We start from the raw sequence: 21633 nt of genomic DNA on the forward strand, positions 1-21633 counted from the left end.
TTTGTTAATATTATAATCTTATTTCCAATTATCATTGAGAAATATGCAATACCTCGTATAATTTTGAATTTTCTTTTTCATAAGGAATATCCTCAAAAAAATAATATTCTGTATATTTCCATTTTTCAGGATTATATATTAGTGCTTTTCCAATAATTTTATTATCTGATATAGAAAATTCCATTTTTTTCATTTTTTCCATTGGTTTTATTTCGCTTTCTATCTCCAATAAATATTTTGCTTTAGAAAAGTTATCTTTAAACTCTTGTAGTAATGGTATCCCTATATTTATAGTTTGCCAACCAAAAGAATTTAAAATATTATCATAAAATCCGTCAAATATAAATTTATTCATTCCTTTATTATCTTTCCAAATATATAATGGAGAATATTCTTTATTTTTTTCAGATATTAAATACGTTTTAAAAAGCAAATCTTCAAATCTATCTGTCTTAAAACCATTTTCTTTTACTCTTTTTCTAATATTATTCATATCAAAATCATTAGGAAGTTTGATTTTATATTGCATCATTATCATATCTTTTGTTCTCCAATATTTTAAATTAATTATTATATAATCTGTTTATACCATTTATATATGCCTCTATACTTGCCTCTACTACATCCGTACTTTGTCCTCTACCGATAAATCTGTTTCCGTTTTTTTCAATAATTACAACTACTTGTGCCTGAGCGTCGGTATCTCCCGTTATTGACTCCAGTTTGTATTCTTCCAGTACAAATGTATCATTTACAGCCAAGTTTATCGCATTATATGCAGCGTCTACAGGACCGTCTCCAAGAGCTTCCTTGACTTCCGTTTTTCCGTCCAATGTAACGGTTACTTCGGCTTTTGGCTTTCTGCCCTCTTTTCTCGAAATTTCAAAATGATTTAATATTATTCTTCCCTCGATTTTTGCCGCTTCTCCTGCTACCAATGCTATTATATCCTCATCTAACACATATTTTTTCTTATCTGCCAACTTTTTAAATTCGGAAAATAAATCTTCTATCTTTTTTTCCTCAATGTGATTAAATCCTAATGAATTCAGCTTTTGAACAAAAGCGTGTTTTCCTGAATGTTTTCCAAGTACCAGACTGTCAGTGTTTCTTCCTACCGTTTCAGGCTTCATAATTTCATAAGTTTCAGGATTTGCCAAAACTCCATGCTGATGAATTCCCGACTCATGGGCAAAGGCATTTGCTCCGACTATTGCCTTATTAGGCTGCGTAGAAACTCCCGTCAGCAGACTGACCAATTTGCTTGTAGGATAAATCTGTTTTGTATCGATATTTGTATAATATTCTTCAAATAAATCTTTTCTCGTCTTTAAAATCATTACTATTTCTTCGAGAGAAGTATTTCCCGCTCTTTCTCCGAGACCATTTACTGTACACTCAATCTGTGTCGCTCCTGCCTGAATGGAAGCTACCGAATTTGCTACCGACAAACCTAAATCATCATGACAGTGTACGGAAATATCCACATTCTCAATTCCTTTTACATTTTCCCTCAAATATTTTATAAGCTCGGACATTTCATTCGGTGTTCTGTATCCTACAGTATCAGGTACATTAAGGGTAGTCGCCCCTGCCTTTATTGCTTCCTCATACACTTCCACCAAAAATTCTTTTTCAGTCCTTGTAGCATCTTCCGAAGAAAACTCAACATCATTTACGAAAGATTTTGCATAAGCTACCATTTCCCTAACTCTGTCAAGTATTTCCTCTTTTGTCATTTTCAGTTTATATTCCCTGTGTATCGGAGAAGTTGCAATAAACGTATGTATTCTTGGTTTTTTTGCATTTTTCAGAGCTTCCGCCGCAGTTTCTATATCTTTTTTTACGGCTCTTGCCAGACTTGTTACTATTGAGTTATTTACATTTTCGGCAATCAGTTTCACTGCCTCAAAATCTCCGGGAGAAGCCACCGCAAAGCCCGCTTCTATTATATTCACACCCAGACTTTCGAGCTGTTTTGCAATCCTCAGTTTTTCCTGTGCATTAAGGTTTACTCTCGGTGTCTGTTCTCCGTCTCTCAATGTCGTATCAAATATTTTTATCTGTTTCATACTTAGCTCCTTTCATTTTTTACCAAATCTTAAACTTCTATCACAATTTTGCAATATTCAATATAATTTATGCTAACTTACATTCCCAATAAAAATATTTTCTCTATTATATATCAGATTATTTATTAACTGTTAATACTCTTCCTAATTTTCATTTTTATAATCTTTTATGGAATAGATTGCCGCCTGTTCCGCATGAATGAGTGCCGTATCAAATAGCGGAACATCGGTATCCTCATTTTTTATGAGAAGACCGATTTCAGTACAGCCCAGTATTATCCCCTCGGCTCCTTTCTGTTTAAGAGTTTTCACAATTTCTAAATATTTTACCTTTGATTCAGGATTTATAATTCCAAGACAAAGTTCATCGTATATTACCTTATTTATAATTTCTATATCATTTTTATCAGGAATTATAACATTTATTCCCTTTTCAATAAGTTTTGATTTATAAAAATCCTGCTCCATTGTATATTTTGTACCAAGTAATGCTATGTTTTTCATTTTCTTTTCCAATATTTTTTCTGCTGTCATTTCAGCAATGTGTAATACGGGAATGGAAATTCTCTCTTTAATCTGATTAATAACCTTGTGCATTGTGTTTGTGCAGATAACTATAAAATCTGCCCCCGCTTTTTCCAAATTATATGCAGCCTCTCCCAAGATTTCTCCACTTTTTTCCCAGTTTCCGTTTGCCTGACATTTTTCTATATCATAAAAATCCACACTATACATTATACATTTTGCTGAATGAAGCCCTCCCAGTTTGTTCTTAACAGTTTCATTTATTACTTTATAGTAAGTCATACTGCTTTCCCAGCTCATTCCTCCTATTAATCCTATAGTTTTCAAATTCATCTTCCTTTCAAATTATCTATTCTTTTACAGCCTCAAATCTCAATCTCACATAATCAGCCAAAATTTGTCCATTTTCGTTTCTTTCCAGTTCTTTTTCAACTTTTTCAGTTATTTCATCAATCAGTTTTTCATGCATTTCCACCGGAACGTTTACAAGAGCAGGTGCAGAAAAAGTTTGCAGCCATCCTTTTATCCCGGTTGGAAGCAAAGTAGGACGGGGAAAGCTTATCATTCTTTTTACTTTCAGTCCATATTTTTCAAGTAATTCCGTTTTTTCTTCCGGAGTTGGAAAAAACCAGCATTTTTTAGCTTTCAAGTTATGTTTTTCTACAGTTTCAAAAATAGCATTTTCTATTTTTTCCACGTTTCCTTTACGACCTGTCTCGGCTACAAAACGTCCGCCTTTTTTCAAGGCTCGAGCTACTCCTTCCATCACTTTCTCTGGATTAGTCATCCAATGTAGCGCCGCATTGGAAAAAATCGCATCAAACTCATTTTCAAATTTCATATTCTGTGCATCTCCCTGTATGGCTTCAATCCCAATTTTTCTTGCCGCTTCAACAAATTTCTGACTTCCATCAAGTCCTAAAACTTTGCACCCATATTCAGTAATTTTCTTAGTCAATACTCCATCTCCACAACCTAAATCCAAGATATACTCATCTTTTTGAGGATTTAACCATTCAATCAGGTCTTCTCCATAAGTTGATACAAAACGTGCATTTTTCTCATATTTTTCTTTTTCCCAATGTTGACTTATTTTCATTTTACTCAATTCCTTTCCGTTTTTGTTTTTTATACTTTTCAGCAACACTTGATGCTAAACTCATTTTAAAAACAGAAATAAGATTTTATGATATTTATATTGAACTCTATAAAAAACTGCTTTAACTTATATCCTTTGTTTAAATAGGAAATAGTATAAAATAATTAAAAATATAAACACTAACTACATCTTTTCTCCCCTGCTCATTGCAGTAACTCCTGTCTTTGCCATTTCCAGTATTCCGTAATTTCTCATTATTTCCACAAAACCTCTTAATTTCTGAACATCTCCAGTAAGCTCTATTATTAGGGAAGTTGGCGAAACATCTAATATTTTTCCCCTATAAATATCAGCTATCTGGACTATCTGAGACCTTGTTTCGCTGTCAGATTTTACTTTTATGAGCATGAGCTCCCGTCTTATCACATTTTCAACAGGAAACACTTTTACTTTTACTACGTCTACTATTTTATACACCTGTTTTTGTATCTGGTCAAGAGATTTTGCATCTCCGTCCACGGTTAACGTGAGTCTCGCATATCCTGCCTTATTTGTTACACCTGCTGTCATCTTATTTACAAAATAACCTCTTCTATTAAATAATGACATTATTCTGGCAACTATTCCATTAGTATTTTTTGCAATTATAAGAATTTCATGTTCCTTATTCATTTTCAAGCACCCCTCTCTTGCCTACCATTTGAGCTACACTTGTCCCCGCAGGTATCATCGGATATACATTTTCTTCTTTTTCCACTATACAGTCTATCAATACACCTTCATCACTGTTTATAAGGTCTTTCAACTTATTTTTCAAATCTTGCTTAGTTTTCAGCTGTACTGATTTAATCCCATACGCTTCACCTATTTTTATAAAATCAGGGTTGTAGTCCAGATTTACAAAAGAATATCTTCTGTCATTGAATATTTCCTGCCATTGTCTTACCATTCCTAAGAATGAGTTATTTATAATCAAAATTTTTACAGGAAGTTTATACTGTTTTATCATCATAAGTTCCTGAAAAGTCATCTGAAACCCACCGTCTCCAACTACAAGCACGACTTTTTTATGAGGCATTGCCACTTGGGCACCTATTGCGGCAGGAAGCCCAAATCCCATAGTTCCCGCTCCACCTGACGTTACTATCGTATCAGGATTTGTATAAGTGATAAATTGAGCAGCCCACATCTGATGTTGACCTACATCGGTTACAATTATTGCATCTCCTTTAAGTATATTGTTCAACTCCTCTAATACTTCCTGCGGAATGAGCTTATCTTGAGAAACTTCCCTGTATACAAGAGGATATTCTTTTTTCCATTCTTTTATTTTATCCACCCACTCTTTATGTTTTAACTGCTCCAGTTCCTTATTCAGCTCAGTTAATACATTCTTCAAATCTCCGACTATAGGTACATCTGCTCTTTTGTTTTTCTCTATTTCAGCAGGGTCAATATCTATATGTATGATTTTTGCTTTAGGGCAGAATTTTTCAGGATTTCCCGTAATTCTGTCATCAAATCTTATTCCTGCGGCAATTATAAGGTCTGCTTCATCAGTAGCATAATTGGCATATACCGTTCCGTGCATTCCCAGCATTCCGAGTGATAATTCATGGTTACCCGAAAATGTTCCCAATCCGAGCAGTGTCATTGTAACAGGAGTATCCGTCTTTTCTGCAAACTCCCTCAAATCTTCCGAAGCTTTTGCTTTCAAAATTCCTGCTCCCGCTATTATCAGCGGTTTTTTAGCTTCCTTTATCAATTTTAAAGCTCTTTTTATCTGACCTTGATGTCCTTTATATGTAGGGTCATACCCTTCAAGATTAAATTTTTTTTCATATAATTTTTCAAATTCCTGATAAGTTATTTTCTGTAATTGAATATCTCTCGGAATATCAATCAGTACCGGTCCGGGTCTTCCTGTAACCGCTATATAATATGCTTCTTTTATAATTCTCGGTAAGTCCTTTATATCCTGTATTAGATAGTTCATTTTTGTTATAGGTACTGTTATTCCTACTATATCACTTTCCTGAAATGCGTCTTTTCCCAATAAGGAACTACTGACTTGCCCTGTTATGGCAAGCATGGGAATAGAATCCATATGTGCTGTCATTATTCCGGTAACAAGATTTGTCGCTCCCGGTCCTGATGTGGCAAGACATACTCCAATTTTCCCTGATACTCTCGCGTATCCGTCAGCTTCGTGGGCTGCTCCCTGCTCATGCCTTGCAAAATAATGGTTTATCTTATCGTATTTATAAATTTCATCATAAATGGGAATTACTGCACCTCCCGGATATCCGAATATATCTTTTACACCCAGTCTGTGCAAACATTCCAGTACAATTCTCGCACCGCTAATCGTTTCAGTACTCATTTTTTCAACCACCTTTCAGTTAAATGTTTATTATATTATTTCCTTTTTTTATTTTTATTCTTATACTTTATTCTTATACTTTATTTTTTTCTGATGTTTATTCCTGTTTCATTTTATTCATTATTCTTCTACCGTTTCCTGTGAATTTAGCCTTTTCACTTCGTAGCCTTCTTTTTTAAAACTTTCTATTATTTTCTTTATATGCTCTTCTCCGTTTGTCTCGACTGTTACTTGCAGCTCCACTTCATGAAATCTGTCAAGATTCTTAAACTGATTGTGATCAAGCCTTATTACGTTGGCATTTTCCTTAGCAAGTATTTGGGATACTGCTACAAGTTGTCCCGGTTTATCAGGCAAATCCACTGAAAATTTAAATATTCTCCCTCTTACTACAAGTCCTTTATTTATCATTGATGATATTGTCAGAACATCAATATTTCCACCACTTAGTATGGAAATAATCTTTTTCCCTTTTTCTTTCAGTTTTTTCAATCCTGCAACAGATAAAATCCCCGCATTTTCAGCAACAATTTTATGTTTTTCAACTAAAAGCAGAAAAGCTTCCATTAATTCATAATCCGACACTGTTATAATCTCGTCTACATACTTTTTTATATAATCAAAATCAATATTTCCTATCCTTTTTACAGCTGCACCGTCTGCAATGGTACTGGCTTCTTTCAATTCGGTAACTTTTCCTTTTTCAATGGATTTCAATGCACTGGCAGCTCCCTCAGGTTCCACCCCTACTATTTTTATTTGCGGATTTTTCATTTTTGCCGCCGCTGCAACACCCGAAATCAGTCCTCCCCCACCGAGAGGCACCATTATAATGTCTGTATCAGGTAATTCTTCCAGCACTTCGAGGGCTATTGTTCCCTGTCCCTCTATCACATCTTCATCATCAAAAGGGTGTATAAATATATATCCCTCTTTTTCCTGAAGTTCTTTAGCTTTCTGAAATGCTTCATCATAGACCTCTCCCGATAAGATTACTTCTGCTCCGTATTTCCTTGTAGCTTCTACTTTTATGAGAGGGGTATGTTTCGGCATTACTATTACAGCTTTTATCCCTAATTTCTGCGCTGCGAGTGCCACTCCTTGAGCATGATTTCCGGCTGAAGAGGCTATAACTCCCTTTTTTTTCTCCTCTTCCGTAAGTTTCGATATTTTATTATAAGCCCCCCTTATTTTAAAGGACCCTGTTCTCTGTAAATTTTCAGGTTTTATATAGACCTCATTTCCTGTTTCTTCTGAAAATACACTGCTATGTATCAGTTTTGTTTTTACTATTACAGTTCCCAGTCTTTCCCTTGCTTCCATAAATTCATACAATTTATGCATCTCTTCACCTCTTACATATCTCTTATTTATTTTTTCTAAAAATTATACTTTCTTAAGTAAAATTCCATATGTCCCGTAATTCTTACACATATATCTTATATGCATATATATTAGATATACTTCTATTTTTAAATTTATCGGCTTAATCTTCAAATACTTCTATTGCACCTTCAGCCGCTGATGATACGTGCATTGCGTATTTTCTCAAATAACCTTTTAAATTTGGTTTATAAGGTTTCAGTTCGGATTTTCTTCTTGCTATTTCTTCATCTGACAGCTTTACATTCAGTTTTCTTGCGGGTATGTCTATTTCTATTATATCTCCGTCCTGTACTATTCCTATTGTTCCTCCCGAAGCAGCTTCAGGCGACACATGTCCTATGGAAGCTCCCCTTGTAGCTCCTGAAAATCTTCCGTCAGTGATAAGGGCTACGTCCTTATCAAGTCCCATTCCGGCTATCATCGCAGTAGGTGCCAGCATTTCTCTCATGCCCGGTCCTCCTTTGGGACCTTCATATCTTATGACTACTACATCTCCTGCCACTATCTTTCCTGTTTTTATAGCTTCTACAGCGTCTTCCTCGCAATCGAAAACTTTGGCAGGTCCCGAATGAACAAGCATTTCCCTATCAACTGCACCCTCTTTTACTACACTTCCGTCTACTGCAAGATTTCCTTTAAGTACGGCTATTCCTCCTGTTTCATAAGCAGGATTGTCCCACGGCCTTATTACATCATCATCATTTATAAAGGCTTCTTTTGCGAGTTCTCCCTGTGTCTGTAATGCTACCGTTTTAGCATCTGCATGAAGTCTCCCGTTTTCGAGCATTCTTTTCATTACTCCTGTAACTCCTCCCGCTCTGTAAAGGTCCTCTATAAAGTATTCTCCTGACGGTGAGAGTTTGCATAGCTGTGGAGTTTTCTTAGCTATTTCATTAAAATCATCAAGTGTCAGTTTTACTCCCGCTTCATGAGCTATCGCAGGAAGATGTAATGCCGTATTTGATGACCCTCCAAGAGCCATATCCATTGCAACTGCATTTTCAAATGCTTCCTTTGTCATTATATCTTTAGGTCTTAAATCCTTTTTCAACACTTGAACTATCTGCATTCCCGCTTTTTTTGCCAGTCTCAGTCTTTCAGAAAACACCGCAGGTACCGTCCCATTTCCGGGAAGTCCCATTCCAAGTGCCTCTGTCAGACAGTTCATAGTATTTGCAGTATACATTCCTGAACACGACCCGCACGTAGGGCATGCCATATCTTCGACTATATTCAATTCTTTTCTTGTTATAAGCCCTGCCTCATATTCTCCTACAGCTTCAAAAACATTGCTCAAACCGACTTTCTTGCCTTTATACACTCCTGCCAGCATTGCTCCTCCACTTACAAACAATGACGGTATATTGAGCCTCGCAGCTGCTATAAGCATTCCCGGTACTACTTTATCACAGTTAGGCATAAATACTATTGCGTCAAAAGGTGTTGCCATTGCAGTTGCTTCTATAGAGTCTGCTATTATATTTCTCGTTACAAGGGAATATTTCATTCCTATATGGTTCATCGCAAGTCCGTCGCATATACCTATAGTATTAAATTCCATAGGTACGCCTCCTGCATTTCTTATGCCGTCTTTCACATACTGAACCAGTGTTTTCAGATGAATATGCCCGGGTATTATCTCATTAAATGAATTGGCTATACCTATCAGAGGTTTTTCCATTTCATCACTCGTAAATCCGAGCCCTTTCAACAGCGACCTGTGTGGAGCTCTTGCTGCTCCTTTAGTTAAATTGTTACTTCTTGACATTGATTTCACTCTCCTAAAAATTTTTATGTAATTTTTTATTTTTTAAACAAGGTTTTTCTAAAACAAAAGGCGACTTATTCAAATCGCCTTAAAAGTTTTATACTAAGATTTTTATACTTTCCAAGAATTTGTTGAAATTATGCTTGTAATTTATAAATTACTTTTTCGGTTTTATCTCATTAACATCTTTTAATAGTAGTCTTTTTTCTTTATTACCGATTTCATTTCAAAATCATTCTCGGAAACTTTCAAGGCTGAAAATTGTAATTTTTTCACGACTATGAGTCCTAGAATTTGAATAATAATTATCAGTAATAATATGACTAAAATTGATGTTAAAAACATTCTTCTCTCCTTACTTTGTAATTTACTTTATTTTTTACAAAATTATTCTATCAGAAATAAATATTAATGTAAAATATAGGTTTTTTATATTATAGATATATATTATAAATAAATAATTTGATTTATTATTATTTTCTTTTATTTTCAATTTTCAAAAAATCATTATGTTTTTTAAAAATTTATAGTCTATTCTATTCACAATCTATTTTATTTTCTTTAAATCTTTCCTTTTTTATTCTGACACACACAATTTATAAATACCACAAATAGAAATTAGTAAGAAAGATTACTAATATCATAATAAGAAATATAGCATTATTCTTTAAGAATAAAGTCATATTTTTTTTATCTTCTATGCTCAATCTGAATATGGAAAATATCATAATATATTTCTTTTTTATTATTCCAAAAATAGAAATTACAATTAACGCTAATGATAAAACAGCTACAAACCATATTATCATTTCATCAGGCATTTTATTATAATAGAATATACTTCCCATACTGGAATTCAAATTCCACACCATATGCAATAAAACAGAATATCTTAACGAATATCTATATGCAACATAGGAAAAAATTATTCCTAAAAAAATTGTTATTATAACTTTTTCTATCTCTGTATGTGCCAAACCAAATAATACTGAGTTTATTATTATTGCAGTTTTATACCCATACTCTTTTAAATCATTCATTATTACGCCACGAAATATCATCTCTTCTATAATAGGTGCTATTATTATGGTTGAAAACAAAGTCATATTAACATAAAGTGTAGGATAATCAGGTAAAATACTATTGTCGTTACTTTCTATTTTTAATTTAAATACAAAAAATACTATACCTATTATTGCCGTAATTAACGCCATTAGTGCAAAACATCCAATAAAACTTCCTATATTCATTTTTTCTTTAGTTACAAAATATTTTTTCTTTTTATTATTCCTTATAAAATAATAAATCATTGGAATATCTAATATATATGCCGTTGATCTATAAATTATAGCTAAAGTAATCTTATCTGAAGAACCTGTCATTTTCTCTATTACAAATCCAACTATAACTCTTAAAAAATCTATTGTAATCAAAAACATAGAAATATTAACTATCTTTTTCATTCCACTTTTCAACCCCTTTTTTTCATATATATCTTTGTTCTAATATTTTTTTATTTTTAACAAATTATCGTTTGTTATTTTCATCCCAATAATATATCAAAAAACAAAAACAGTCAATATTTCTTTTAAAAAATTTGACTGTTTTTTATATTCTATTATTATTGTAATGCTAAATACGGCTTTATTTTATCATAATAATACAATAATTAATTACAATTAAAAATCAGTTATGATTAGGGGAATTTAATTTCTCAAATTTTGTATTGTTATTATTAAAATATAATTTTTATTACTGCTTTGCAACTATTTTTATTTCAACTCTTCTGTTTTGAGCTCTTCCGTTTGCTGTGGAATTACTTGCAACAGGCTGTTTACTTCCATATCCTACTGAAGTTACTCTCGAACCTGCAACTCCCGCTCCTACTAAGTAAGCTTTTACCGCTGCTGCTCTGTTTACCGAGAGAGGATTATTTATAGAATCATTACCTGTACTGTCAGTATGCCCTGAAACTACTATATTTGAATCAGGATATTTTTTCAACACGTCAGCTACTGAATTAAGCGAACCTGTAAATCTTGATTTTATTACGCTGCTGTTTGTATCAAATGTAATATTTTCAGGTGCAGTAAGTTTGATTTCCCCTTCTCCTGTTCTTTCTACTTTTACTCCTGAACCGTCCAGTTTATTTTTCAGTTCTTTTTCCTGTCTATCGAAAATATTACCGATTACAGCTCCTACTGCTGCTCCTCCTGCTGTTCCTATAAGTGTTCCTTTAGTATCTTTTCCTATTGCTTGTCCTATTACCGCACCGGCAGCAGCTCCAATTCCTGCTCCTATTCCTGTTTTACTTACTTTTTTCGTACCGTCAGGTGCTGTTGTACATGAAATAGCTAATAAAGTCATCATTAATAATGCTAATATTTTTTTCATTATTTTTCCCTCCTATGTCATTTTTAAGTTTATTCCTCTTATTCAAGATGATTATATAAGATAAAACGGATTATTCTTATTTGATTTGACTTTGAAAACAATTTGTGATATAAAGCTAATGAAAGGAAAAATATAAAAATGAAAATATATACATCTCCTATGGCAGGATACACGGATTACTCCTATAGAAAAATATTGAAAAAATTCAATCCTGACCTTATTTTTACAGAAATGATAAACGCTCATCTGTTAAATGAAAATGATAAAACTACGGAAAAAGAGCTTTTAAAATGTGATGATAAAACAAATGAAGGAGTTCAAGTATTCGGCAGTGATAAAAATGAGATTATAACCGCTTTTCTTAAACTGGAAGATATGGGTTTTAAAAACATCAATCTGAATATGGGTTGCCCTCAAACTAAGATTATAAAAAACGGAGCAGGTTCGGCATTATTGCCTCAAGTCGATTTTATTGATGATTTGCTGAATGAACTGAAAAATAAATTAAATAGTAAAACAAAACTGTCAATTAAAATTCGTATCGGATACAGAGATTTTTCCTCTCCTGAACTGTATATTGATTTAGCAGGAAAATATCATCTTGATTTTATCTGTATCCATGGAAGGACGAGAGAACAGCTTTATACAGGCAATGCCGACTGGGATAAAATTTCTAAGCTTAGTCATCGCCCCAGAAACACGGATTTTATAGGCAATGGAGATTTATTTGATACTGAAACGGTTATTTTTTTTATGAAAAAATCAAATCTCGACGGTATTATGCTATCTCGAGGGATTATCGGAAATCCATGGCTTATTTCTCAAATAAGAGAAACTCTCAACGGCGGTAAAATAACTACTTTTCCTGATTTTAAAACCGTAAAAAATACTATACTTGAACATATTTCTCATTTAATAGAAAATAAAGGAGAAATAGTAGCCGCCCTTGAGATAAATAAATTTCTCCAGCCTTATTTTAAAAATTTTATGACGGAAAGCTTCAGAAAGAAATTGAAAGAAATTATTATCGAAAAAAATATAAAGAAAAAAATCATAAGTATCTCCGAACTTTAAAATATAAATAGGACTGTTTCAAAAAAGAACAGCCCTATTTTTTTGTATTCCAAATTATGCTTCAATCTCTATTTGGGAGACACGAGGATTTTAACTTGACTTTTTTCTTTAACTAAAGCCTCAAATCCTTCGTTTACTATATCGTCTACTTTAATATGTTTTGTTACAAGCAAGTCTTTTGAGAAATATCCTTGACCCATCAACTGTAATACATTAGGGAATACATCACGATAAGCGATAACTCCTTTCACTGTTTTTTCCTGAATTACAATTTCATTAGGATGTATAGGAGCTGTAGTTTCCCATATACTTACAACCATTAATTCTCCGTCTTTTTGAGGTACTTCTAAAGCCTGCTGCAATACTTTAGGCACTCCTGTAACTTCATAAGAAACGTCTACTCCGCCATTTGTTTTTTCTCTTATTTCTTTTACTGCATCAACTTTTGAAGGATCTACAATTATTGCACCCAATTTTTTAGCTTTTTCCTGTCTTTCAGGAGAAAGTTCCACGGCGTAAATTTCTGTTGCTCCTCCTGCTCTTAATGCGTCTACGATTAAAAGTCCTATAGGACCGCATCCGAATACTGCCACTTTATCTCCTGCTCTAAATTTACTTTGACGTACTGCATACAAAGCAACTGCTGCCGGCTCAGTCAATGCTCCCTGTTCATAGTCTATATTATCAGGAAGTTTATGCGCCTGGTCTTCATTAACTACCACGAATTCGGAAAATCCTCCTCCTCCGCCTCCAAGTCCGATAAATGTAAGGTTAGGATCTAAATTATATTTACCTTTCAATCCGTCCTTAGCAACAATCGGCTCTACGGTTACACGGTCTCCTACTTTGAATTTTGTAATACCTGCTCCTGTTTCTACAACTTCTCCACTAAATTCATGTCCCATAGTTATAGGTGCCACTTCTTTAGTATAAGGATGTGGAGTTCCTACAGGAATAAAAATAGGTCCTCCTAAATATTCGTGCAAATCACTTCCGCAAATTCCGCAATATTTTACGGCAATTTTAATTTGCTGTTCTCCCACTTTAGGAATTTCCACTTCTTCAACACGTACATCTTTCTGTTTGTACCATCTTGCAGCTTTCATTTTTGACATTTTGTATTCCTCCATTCAAAATTTATTTATTAATATATTATACCTTGATTTTTCCAAGTTTCAATATTTAAAATCAAATTACTTTTTTCATTTTGATATGCTGTTTTATATAATTTGGTATTAATTCTTTAAAATTGGCTGAATTATTACTGTTACTAAATTTTCGTGATTAAATTTTAAATGTTTTTAGTACTAATTTTCTTATAGAACCTTTTTTTGAAGTTTTATTTTTCCTTCTTCAATACGATATTTTAAACTTTATATTTATTCCGTTTCTGTAATATTTTATGTAATATTTTATGTAAAATCCTCATTTTTTTATTTTTATTATTTTTGTCAAGTTTTATCAAACTTCATCAGAAATTTTAAATCAGTTCTATAGTATCTTCGTTTTTAGTCAACAGCTTTAATGCTGCTATTTTTGCTCCAAGTTCCTTTTCCGAATATTCAGCTATCATTTTCAGTGCCTTTTCAATATCTTCATTTCTTTCAGAGTTCACATATTCTATTACTACAAAAGCTTTCTTTGTATTTTCGGTAATCATTGTTCTTTGACCGTCTCTCCAGTTAAAACAACGACATACAGCTCCCTTATCATCTCTGTAACATACTTCCCCGTCCAGAGTAGGAGAATTTTCAGTATCTCCAAGGGCGTAAAATTCATCATTTCCCGCAGTTACTCCAAGTACAAGGTTCCCTTCAAAAGTTTCTATATCTTCAGCACCTACAGGCAGTCCATATTTTAGCGAAGCAGAATTATAAATATCGACTAAAGGACTGATAGTAGAAATTCCCGCTCCTTTTTCCACCCTTTTTAATAGTGCTTCAATACTGGAACGAACTCCTTTTTTAGTTTTAAATTTCTGGTATGCTTCCCTCCAAACTGAAATAGCCGGATTTTGGCTTAACTGAGCTTCTGTAAGATGTTTTTTGGCTTCTTCGTTACTTTCTTTTAAAAGTTTTATTACATTTTCAGAAGATGCTCCCGAATTATCGACGTTATCAAGCAGCAGTACGCCCACATTTGCTTCAGGGAAAATTTCCCAAAAAGACTTATCTACAATAAATTTACTCATAATTTTATCAAGACCTGTAAAAAGCCCTTCTCCTTTCCAAAAAATTTAATAGCTGTCTACAACCTTTCTCTGTTCTTCATTCAAGACTTCCCGTATTTTTTCATTTCTGACATTTTTTAAACTGTCATATCGGGATACAAAATCACTTTCAGACAGACGTTCATCTTTCAGTTTATTGACTTCCCTCTTAAAGTCCCTATCCTGCTTCAGGATTTCGGATTTCTGTTCATTTGTCAGATTTAAATTATCCAGCAGATTTTTAATCTTGTCATTTTTTTCTTCAAATTCTAATTTTTTTCCATTTATATATTTATTAAAAGCTGTTAATTGCTCAAAAGATAAAACTTCCGCAACTTTCATATATCTTTCCTTTTCTATTTTTCCTATCTGTTCTTTTTTCCCTTCAAAAGATTTCAACTGTTTTTCTATTTTTTCCGCTTTTCTCTGGTAATTATCAAATATTTCCGATAATTTTTTCTGCTGTTTTTGATTTGCATTTACTGCCTTAAATATATCTTTTTTAGAAATTTTTACAATATAGACTTTGTTATAATAATCCTCATAAGAATATGATAAATTTCCGATACTTAAAATCAATATTGCTAAAAATAATATCTTTCTTAAATTTTTAGTATTCTTCATTATAATTCCTCTTTCAATAGTTTTTCTTTTAATAATTCCGATTAGTTTGAAGTATTGTAATTAGGTGCTTCTTTTGTAATAATGACGTCATGAGGATGACTTTCTTTCAATCCTGCATTTGTTATTTTTACAAATTTTCCGTCTTCTTTCAGTTTTTCTATAGTAGGTGTTCCGCAATAACCCATTCCTGACCTTAGTCCACCACACAATTGATAAATCGTATCTTTTAGCGCTCCCTTAAAAGGCACCATTGATTCAATCCCTTCAGGAACCAGTTTTTCAGTTGCAGACTCCAGCTGAAAATATCTGTCGCTGCTTCCTCTTTTCATTGCTGCGAGAGAACCCATTCCCGCATATGTTTTAAATTTTCTTCCGTTATAGATTATTTCTTCTCCAGGTGCTTCATTTGTTCCCGCCAGAAGTCCTCCGAGCATTACGCAGTCGGCTCCTGCCGCTATTGCTTTTACTATATCTCCTGACAGTTTTATTCCACCGTCGGCTATAAGTCCTATAGATTTTTTTTCACAGACTTCTGCTATTTCAAGTATAGCACTTATTTGGGGAACCCCTACCCCTGATACTACCCTTGTAGTACATATTGATCCCGGTCCTACGCCTACTTTTACAGCATTTACTCCTGCTTTTATAAGGTCAAGGGCAGCTTCTTTGGTTACTATATTTCCGCCAATCAAATCCAAATCGGGAAAAGCTTTTCTTATCTCTTTTATTTTATTTACCACTCCTTTAGAATGTCCATGAGCCGAGTCTACAGTAATTATATCTACCCCTGCTTCTATCAGTGCTTCTACTCTTTTCAGAGTATCACTTCCTATTCCTACAGCAGCCCCTACTCTCAATCTTCCATGAGTATCTTTACACGCATTAGGATAGTTTATTTTATTATCTATATCTTTTATAGTTATCAGACCTTTGAGCTTTTTCCCCTGAACAATAGGCAATTTTTCAATTCTATGTTCAAGCAGAATCGCTTTTGCTTCGTCAAGAGTAGTACCTACAGGAGCAGTTATGAGATTTTCTTTTGTCATCACTTCTTCCACTTTTAATGACAAATCTTCTCTGTATTTCAAGTCCCTGTTAGTAATAATCCCTTTCAGATTACCTTTCTTATCAATGACAGGCAATCCAGAAATTTTATAAGTTCTCATCAAATTATTTGCTTCCTGTAATATTGAATGTTCCTCTAAAGTTACAGGATTTGTTATCATTCCGCTTTCATATCTTTTTACTTTTTCGACTTCATCCGCCTGTCTTTCGATTGTCATATTTTTATGAATAAAGCCTATTCCACCTTCTCTGGCAATGGCAATAGCCAGTTGGGATTCAGTTACCGTATCCATAGCCGCACTCATAATCGGAATATTTAGTTCCAGTTTTTTTGTAACTTTAGTTTTTAGAGACACTTCATGAGGTAAAACATCCGACGCCTGAGGAATTAACAGAACATCATCGAAAGTTAATCCGTCCATTACTACTTTAGATTTTTGACCCATTTTATTTTCCTCCTTCTAATTTTTCTGTCTGTATTTTCTTATTTCGGGTACTGTTATACTATATATTATAGTATTATAGCATAAATAATACGGAAAATACAAAAATTTTATTTCCTGTTTTTATAATTTTTTTCTATCTTTATCTCATTTTTTATTCCATATCTTATTTTATAATTCTAATTTTATAATTTTTCTCTATTTTTTCATTTCATATTCTACTTTTCTTATTTTGTATCTTATTTTATAATTCTATAATTCTAATTTTATAATTTTTCTCTATTTTTTCATTTCATATTCTGCTTTTCTTATTTTGTATCTTATTTTTATAATTTTTTCCTGCTTTTTTCAGTCTATAAGTCTATATATTATTTATATACTATTATTTATACACTATTTTTTAGCGGATTTTTCTTAATTTTTTCCAATGTTATAACAATATCTATTATCTACATGCTATATATTATTTTTTCAATATTCCAATTCTATTTTTCATTTTTTTTGTTTTATTTATATTTTATCAATTTTTTATCATAAATTTCGAAAAATTTCCTTGACATTAAAGGCTTAAATCAATATAATACTATATCAGAATATTATAATAAATAACAGGAGTTAATAAATTTATGGATAAGAAATTTTTTAAGGTTTTTAAAGAATATTTATTTATAGGAATTGGAGTTATTCTGCTTTCTTTCGGGCTTCATTTTTTTTTATTCCCTAATAAAATAGCCAGCGGTGGAATTACTGGATTTGCCTTGATTATAAATCATATTTTTGGAATATCGAACAGTCTTATTGTAACTATAGGAAATATTATACTATTTACGCTTGGATTTATGCTTATTAGCGGTAATTTTGGAATAAAAAGTATTTATGCTGCTATCCTTTTGTCAGTCGTACTTCTAATTTTTGAAAAATTTTTCCCTCATCATTCCTTGACAAATAATTTGACTCTTGCCACTATTTTCGGGAGTGTATTCGGGGCATTAGGCTCAACAATAGTCTTTACTTATGATGCTTCCACAGGAGGTACGTCCATTATTGGAAAAATAATAAACAAATATTTTGGTTTGCGGCTTGGAATGTCTAATTTTATAGCCGATGCATTTGTTACTGTTCTGGCTATGTTTGCTTTTGGAGTGGAGCTTGCTCTTTTCGGTTTGTTGAGTGTGTATATATCAGGATATATGGTCGATAAATTTATAGACGGGTTCAATTCGAGAAAACAGATTTTCATAGTTACTGAAAATAAAGAAATTATTGTAGAATATATTTTGAGAGATTTTAACAGAGGGTGTACCGTATTCAGCGGAAAAGGGGGCTATTCGGGAGTTTCAAGAGATGTGTTGATGACGATACTCGACAGAAGACAGTTCATTCATCTTAGAAAATTTTTAAAAGTCAATGACCCCACTGCTTTTGTAACAGTTACTGAAACTACAAAAGTGTTTGGATTAGGCTTTGACCCGTTAAAATAATTAAATTGGAATAATTTAAGAATTATTTTTGAAGTTACTGTAAAATGATTTCAAAATTCAAATTATAAAATTAAAATTTAATAATTAAGTGGAAATAGTCTAATTTTTTTAAATTTGTCAAAATTAGAAATTATAAAGTTAAAACTTGCAGTTATAATAAAAACATCTTTCTTTTATTCTAAGAATTTTACTTATAAAAAACAATTATTTGTTATTGAAAAAATGAAAACTCACTATTACTTAGACAGTCTATTTTTTCCATAATTTATTTTATGTCTTATGTTCGTAAAATTTAAAACAATTTCAGAAAAATGTTTTTATTATTGATTTTTTTATTAAAACTTTTTTTATTTCTGTATTTCCTTTTTATTTCGATTGTATTTCATTCCGTTATATTTCTGTTCTTTAATTTCTTTCAAGTTAATTTTTCCTGAATTATATTTCTAATTCAATTAATTTTTTTCAGCAGTCAGTTTTACTATTTCTATAATCGTATCGGTAGCTTTCACCATACTTTCAAGTGCCACAAACTCGTATTTCCCGTGGAAATTTTCCCCTCCTGCAAATATATTAGGTGTCGGAAGTCCCATAAAGGAGATTATGGAGCCGTCAGTACCTCCTCTTATAGGTTTTATAATAGGTTTAATATTCAGATTTTCCAATGCTTCTCTTGCAATATCCACGACATACATATGGTCTTTGATAATATCTCCCATATTGTAATACTGGTCTTTGATAATGACTTCCACAGTATTTTGACCGTATTTTTTATTTATCTTTTCTGCCACTTTCCTTGCAAATTCTTTTTTATCTTCAAATTTCTTCTTATCATGGTCTCTTAAAATATAAGTCAGTTCCGCATCTTCGCAATTGGAAGTTATTCCGTCTAAGAGATAAAAACCTTCATACCCTTCGGTTTTTTCAGGAACTTCATCTTCAGGAAACATAGAAGCTAAATCAATTGCTATCAAACTTGCATTTTTCATTTTTCCTTTGGCTGTTCCGGGGTGTACACTTTTCCCTTTTATTTTATAAACTGCCGATGCCGCATTAAAGCTTTCATATTCAAGCTCTCCAACAGGTCCTCCGTCCATTGTATAAGCAAAATCGGCACCAAATTCTTCTACGTTAAAATTATCTGCTCCTCTTCCTATTTCTTCATCAGGTCCAAAAGCCACTTTCACTGTTCCGTGTTTTATTTCAGGATGATTTACAAGATATTTCATCGCTTCCATTATTTCTACGATACCCGATTTATCATCGGCTCCGAGTAAAGTCGTCCCGTCTGTAGTAATTACCGTCTGTGAAATATATTTTTTCAGGTCGGGAAAATCTTCCACAGACATTGTAATTCCTAATTCCTTATTTAATATTATATCTTTTCCGTCATAGTTTTCTATAATTTGAGGATTTACATTTACAGCATTGAAATCCGCTGTATCCATATGAGCCAAAAATCCCACTACAGGAACTTTTTTATCGATATTTGAGGGTAATGTACCATTTACAAAACAGAAATCGTTTATATATACGTTTTCAAGTCCTATTTCTTCCAGTTCTTTTTTCAACAATTTCGCAAACTCAGTCTGTGAAGGTGTAGACGGTATAGTCTCACTTTTTTCATCGGATCTTGTTTCAAATTTTACATATCTTAAAAATCTTTCTTTCAAAGTATCATACATTGTTATTCCCTTCTTTCTTTTATTTTATAGATAACCCATTGGATTTACTATATTTACTCCTCTACGAGTTTCAAAGTAAAGATTAGGCTGATGAGTAGTCTGGTCTCTTCCTAAAGAACCTATAGTTTGACCTTTATTTACTTTTGTACCTTTAGATACTGATACTCCTGCCAAATTTCCGTAAACTGTTACGAGTCCCCCATGATCTATTATGACAACTCCTCCCAGATTATTCAATGAACCTGCATATATTACCACACCACTGTCAGCAGCTTTTACTGCCTGTCCTGCCGAACCTCTTATCTCAATACCGTTACTTTTCAATCCTGCCACTTTCTCCTGTCCGTAGCCTACGACTATGGAGCCTTTGATAGGCATCATGAGATTTCCGGTTCCTTTAGGTACCTGAACTGCCGGCGTTTTGGAAGTAGATGTCGATCCCGTATTTGTTTTATTACTTGCAGTTGTTTTTGGAGGAGTAGTTTTCTGTCCTGCAAGGTCATCATTCTGTCTTTCAGAATTTGCTTTTTTCTGTGCTTCGGCATCCCTTCTAATTCTTTCAGCTTCCTCCTGTTTTCTCTTTTCTTCGGCAGCTCTCTGCATTGCCAGTTCTCTTTCTCTGATTGCTCTCTGGATAATAGCCTGTATCTGTGCATTCAGTCTTTTCTTTTCTGAAATTAACTGATTATTATTAGTCTGTATTTTTCTATTTTCAGTATTAAGAACTTTTTGCTTTCCTCTAAGTTGGGCTATTAAGACATTTTTTTCTTTTTTAGCCGCATTCAGTTGTCTATTTTTACTTTCAAGTTCTGCTCTCGCTGCGTTCACTTTCGAAGCTTCAGCCTGATTTCTGGCTTTTATACCTTCTTCCCTCTGCTTCTTACTTTCCACACCTTTTTTAGAGTCCTCTACACCCTGAATATAGTCTGTCTGTTTATTTAAAAGTATTTTCAGGTCATGGGTCATTTTTGTCTGTTGTGCCGAATTGGAAGTCCCTACGGCTGCTGCCATATCTCTGTTTCTTCTGATTTTATCCCACGTTTTTATTTTCTTGTAAAGGTCTTCCTTGTTTACATTTATTATTTCAGTATCTCTGTTTATTTCAGAAATATTTTTTCTGATATTTTCGTTGTTTACTCCTATTTGTCTCAATATTTCAGTATATTTTCTTTCAGCTGCGTTGTATTCAGCTTGTAATCTTGCAATATCTTTATCAAGTTTTTTTACTTGAGTTAAAGTCGCATTTTCAGTATTCTTATATTTTGAGATTTCAGTCTTATTTTTATTGATTTTTTGATTATTCTGATCAACCTGATTGTCAATCTGTTGTATTCTTTTCTTATTTTCCTCTATTTGGTCCGCAAAAATCAGAAATATCGTACAAATAAATAATGAAACTTTTAATATATTCTTTTTCATCTTTACTCC

The 21633-nt window shown here is 32.8% G+C and carries 19 protein-coding genes; 2 read left to right on the forward strand and 17 right to left on the reverse strand.

The window, feature by feature from the left end; all coding sequences use genetic code 11:
• Positions 1–31: 31 nt before the first annotated feature.
• From ACO5J6_RS03875 to ACO5J6_RS03925, 11 genes are all read right to left on the reverse strand, one after another.
• The gene (locus ACO5J6_RS03875) at positions 32–538 is read right to left on the reverse strand and encodes a DUF4865 family protein (protein WP_485642189.1); all 507 of its coding nucleotides are present in this window, start codon (positions 536–538) and stop codon (positions 32–34) included.
• 25 nt (positions 539–563) lie between these two features.
• The gene (locus ACO5J6_RS03880) at positions 564–2072 is read right to left on the reverse strand and encodes a 2-isopropylmalate synthase (RefSeq protein WP_485642190.1); all 1509 of its coding nucleotides are present in this window, start codon (positions 2070–2072) and stop codon (positions 564–566) included.
• Positions 2073–2216: 144 nt separating this feature from the next.
• Positions 2217–2924: an aspartate/glutamate racemase family protein gene (locus ACO5J6_RS03885; RefSeq protein WP_485642258.1), complete on the reverse strand. Its 708-nt coding sequence runs from the start codon at positions 2922–2924 to the stop codon at positions 2217–2219.
• A gap of 22 nt (positions 2925–2946) precedes the next feature.
• Positions 2947–3696, reverse strand: coding sequence for a class I SAM-dependent methyltransferase (locus tag ACO5J6_RS03890; RefSeq protein ID WP_147004995.1), 750 nt, complete (start codon positions 3694–3696; stop codon positions 2947–2949).
• Positions 3697–3879: 183 nt separating this feature from the next.
• The gene (gene ilvN / locus ACO5J6_RS03895; RefSeq protein ID WP_485642191.1) at positions 3880–4368 is read right to left on the reverse strand and encodes an acetolactate synthase small subunit; all 489 of its coding nucleotides are present in this window, start codon (positions 4366–4368) and stop codon (positions 3880–3882) included.
• Positions 4361–6079 (reverse strand): biosynthetic-type acetolactate synthase large subunit, encoded by a 1719-nt coding sequence (ilvB, locus tag ACO5J6_RS03900; RefSeq protein ID WP_485642192.1) that lies wholly within the window; start codon positions 6077–6079, stop codon positions 4361–4363. Before ilvB ends, ilvN begins: the two co-directional genes overlap by 8 nt.
• 120 nt (positions 6080–6199) lie before the next feature.
• A complete protein-coding gene (gene ilvA / locus ACO5J6_RS03905; protein WP_485642193.1) occupies positions 6200–7423 on the reverse strand; it encodes a threonine ammonia-lyase in 1224 nt (407 codons plus the stop codon).
• Between the two features lie 142 nt (positions 7424–7565).
• The gene (gene ilvD, locus ACO5J6_RS03910) at positions 7566–9233 is read right to left on the reverse strand and encodes a dihydroxy-acid dehydratase (RefSeq protein WP_485642194.1); all 1668 of its coding nucleotides are present in this window, start codon (positions 9231–9233) and stop codon (positions 7566–7568) included.
• Positions 9234–9422: 189 nt separating this feature from the next.
• On the reverse strand, positions 9423–9578 hold the full coding sequence (locus ACO5J6_RS03915) for a LemA family protein (RefSeq protein WP_485642195.1): 156 nt from the start codon (positions 9576–9578) through the stop codon (positions 9423–9425).
• A 251-nt stretch (positions 9579–9829) separates the two neighbouring features.
• The gene (locus tag ACO5J6_RS03920) at positions 9830–10696 is read right to left on the reverse strand and encodes a CPBP family intramembrane glutamic endopeptidase (RefSeq protein WP_485642196.1); all 867 of its coding nucleotides are present in this window, start codon (positions 10694–10696) and stop codon (positions 9830–9832) included.
• Positions 10697–10985: 289 nt separating this feature from the next.
• Positions 10986–11627: a YiaD family glycine zipper/OmpA-like lipoprotein gene (locus tag ACO5J6_RS03925; RefSeq protein WP_485642197.1), complete on the reverse strand. Its 642-nt coding sequence runs from the start codon at positions 11625–11627 to the stop codon at positions 10986–10988.
• 138 nt (positions 11628–11765) lie between these two features.
• Between ACO5J6_RS03925 and ACO5J6_RS03930 the strand changes: the two genes are divergently transcribed.
• The gene (locus tag ACO5J6_RS03930; protein WP_485642198.1) at positions 11766–12701 is read left to right on the forward strand and encodes a tRNA dihydrouridine synthase; all 936 of its coding nucleotides are present in this window, start codon (positions 11766–11768) and stop codon (positions 12699–12701) included.
• Positions 12702–12769: 68 nt separating this feature from the next.
• Here the strand turns inward: ACO5J6_RS03930 and ACO5J6_RS03935 are convergent, their stop codons facing one another.
• The 4 genes from ACO5J6_RS03935 to guaB form a co-directional block, all read right to left on the reverse strand.
• Positions 12770–13816, reverse strand: a complete 1047-nt coding sequence (locus ACO5J6_RS03935) for a 2,3-butanediol dehydrogenase (protein ID WP_485642199.1) — start codon at positions 13814–13816, stop codon at positions 12770–12772.
• A 365-nt stretch (positions 13817–14181) separates the two neighbouring features.
• The gene (locus ACO5J6_RS03940; RefSeq protein WP_485642200.1) at positions 14182–14892 is read right to left on the reverse strand and encodes a B3/B4 domain-containing protein; all 711 of its coding nucleotides are present in this window, start codon (positions 14890–14892) and stop codon (positions 14182–14184) included.
• 45 nt (positions 14893–14937) lie between these two features.
• On the reverse strand, positions 14938–15534 hold the full coding sequence (locus ACO5J6_RS03945; RefSeq protein WP_485642201.1) for a viral A-type inclusion protein: 597 nt from the start codon (positions 15532–15534) through the stop codon (positions 14938–14940).
• 41 nt (positions 15535–15575) lie between these two features.
• Positions 15576–17045: an IMP dehydrogenase gene (gene guaB / locus ACO5J6_RS03950; protein WP_485642202.1), complete on the reverse strand. Its 1470-nt coding sequence runs from the start codon at positions 17043–17045 to the stop codon at positions 15576–15578.
• A gap of 623 nt (positions 17046–17668) precedes the next feature.
• On the opposite strand from guaB, the gene ACO5J6_RS03955 reads away from it, so the two are divergent.
• Positions 17669–18523, forward strand: a complete 855-nt coding sequence (locus tag ACO5J6_RS03955) for a YitT family protein (protein WP_485642203.1) — start codon at positions 17669–17671, stop codon at positions 18521–18523.
• 452 nt (positions 18524–18975) lie between these two features.
• On the opposite strand, the gene pepT is transcribed toward ACO5J6_RS03955, so the two are convergent.
• The gene (gene pepT / locus ACO5J6_RS03960) at positions 18976–20205 is read right to left on the reverse strand and encodes a peptidase T (protein ID WP_485642204.1); all 1230 of its coding nucleotides are present in this window, start codon (positions 20203–20205) and stop codon (positions 18976–18978) included.
• A gap of 24 nt (positions 20206–20229) precedes the next feature.
• Positions 20230–21624, reverse strand: coding sequence for a murein hydrolase activator EnvC family protein (locus ACO5J6_RS03965; RefSeq protein WP_485642205.1), 1395 nt, complete (start codon positions 21622–21624; stop codon positions 20230–20232).
• Between the last annotated feature and the right edge of the window lie 9 nt (positions 21625–21633).

It is taken from the genome of Pseudoleptotrichia sp. (genome assembly GCF_057270515.1).

What these genes read in the sequence shown, in the direction of transcription:
- pepT (WP_485642204.1), bottom strand. Translation starts at nt 20,205, where the DNA reads ATGTATGATACTTTGAAAGAAAGATTTTTAAGATATGTAAAATTTGAA.
- ilvB (WP_485642192.1), bottom strand. Translation starts at nt 6,079, where the DNA reads ATGAGTACTGAAACGATTAGCGGTGCGAGAATTGTACTGGAATGTTTG.
- ACO5J6_RS03965 (WP_485642205.1), bottom strand. Translation starts at nt 21,624, where the DNA reads ATGAAAAAGAATATATTAAAAGTTTCATTATTTATTTGTACGATATTT.
- ACO5J6_RS03875 (WP_485642189.1), bottom strand. Translation starts at nt 538, where the DNA reads ATGATAATGATGCAATATAAAATCAAACTTCCTAATGATTTTGATATG.
- ilvD (WP_485642194.1), bottom strand. Translation starts at nt 9,233, where the DNA reads ATGTCAAGAAGTAACAATTTAACTAAAGGAGCAGCAAGAGCTCCACAC.
- ilvA (WP_485642193.1), bottom strand. Translation starts at nt 7,423, where the DNA reads ATGCATAAATTGTATGAATTTATGGAAGCAAGGGAAAGACTGGGAACT.
- ACO5J6_RS03880 (WP_485642190.1), bottom strand. Translation starts at nt 2,072, where the DNA reads ATGAAACAGATAAAAATATTTGATACGACATTGAGAGACGGAGAACAG.
- ACO5J6_RS03955 (WP_485642203.1), top strand. Translation starts at nt 17,669, where the DNA reads ATGGATAAGAAATTTTTTAAGGTTTTTAAAGAATATTTATTTATAGGA.
- ACO5J6_RS03890 (WP_147004995.1), bottom strand. Translation starts at nt 3,696, where the DNA reads ATGAAAATAAGTCAACATTGGGAAAAAGAAAAATATGAGAAAAATGCA.
- ilvN (WP_485642191.1), bottom strand. Translation starts at nt 4,368, where the DNA reads ATGAATAAGGAACATGAAATTCTTATAATTGCAAAAAATACTAATGGA.
- ACO5J6_RS03920 (WP_485642196.1), bottom strand. Translation starts at nt 10,696, where the DNA reads ATGAAAAAGATAGTTAATATTTCTATGTTTTTGATTACAATAGATTTT.
- ACO5J6_RS03945 (WP_485642201.1), bottom strand. Translation starts at nt 15,534, where the DNA reads ATGAAGAATACTAAAAATTTAAGAAAGATATTATTTTTAGCAATATTG.
- ACO5J6_RS03915 (WP_485642195.1), bottom strand. Translation starts at nt 9,578, where the DNA reads ATGTTTTTAACATCAATTTTAGTCATATTATTACTGATAATTATTATT.
- guaB (WP_485642202.1), bottom strand. Translation starts at nt 17,045, where the DNA reads ATGGGTCAAAAATCTAAAGTAGTAATGGACGGATTAACTTTCGATGAT.
- ACO5J6_RS03940 (WP_485642200.1), bottom strand. Translation starts at nt 14,892, where the DNA reads ATGAGTAAATTTATTGTAGATAAGTCTTTTTGGGAAATTTTCCCTGAA.
- ACO5J6_RS03925 (WP_485642197.1), bottom strand. Translation starts at nt 11,627, where the DNA reads ATGAAAAAAATATTAGCATTATTAATGATGACTTTATTAGCTATTTCA.
- ACO5J6_RS03930 (WP_485642198.1), top strand. Translation starts at nt 11,766, where the DNA reads ATGAAAATATATACATCTCCTATGGCAGGATACACGGATTACTCCTAT.
- ACO5J6_RS03935 (WP_485642199.1), bottom strand. Translation starts at nt 13,816, where the DNA reads ATGTCAAAAATGAAAGCTGCAAGATGGTACAAACAGAAAGATGTACGT.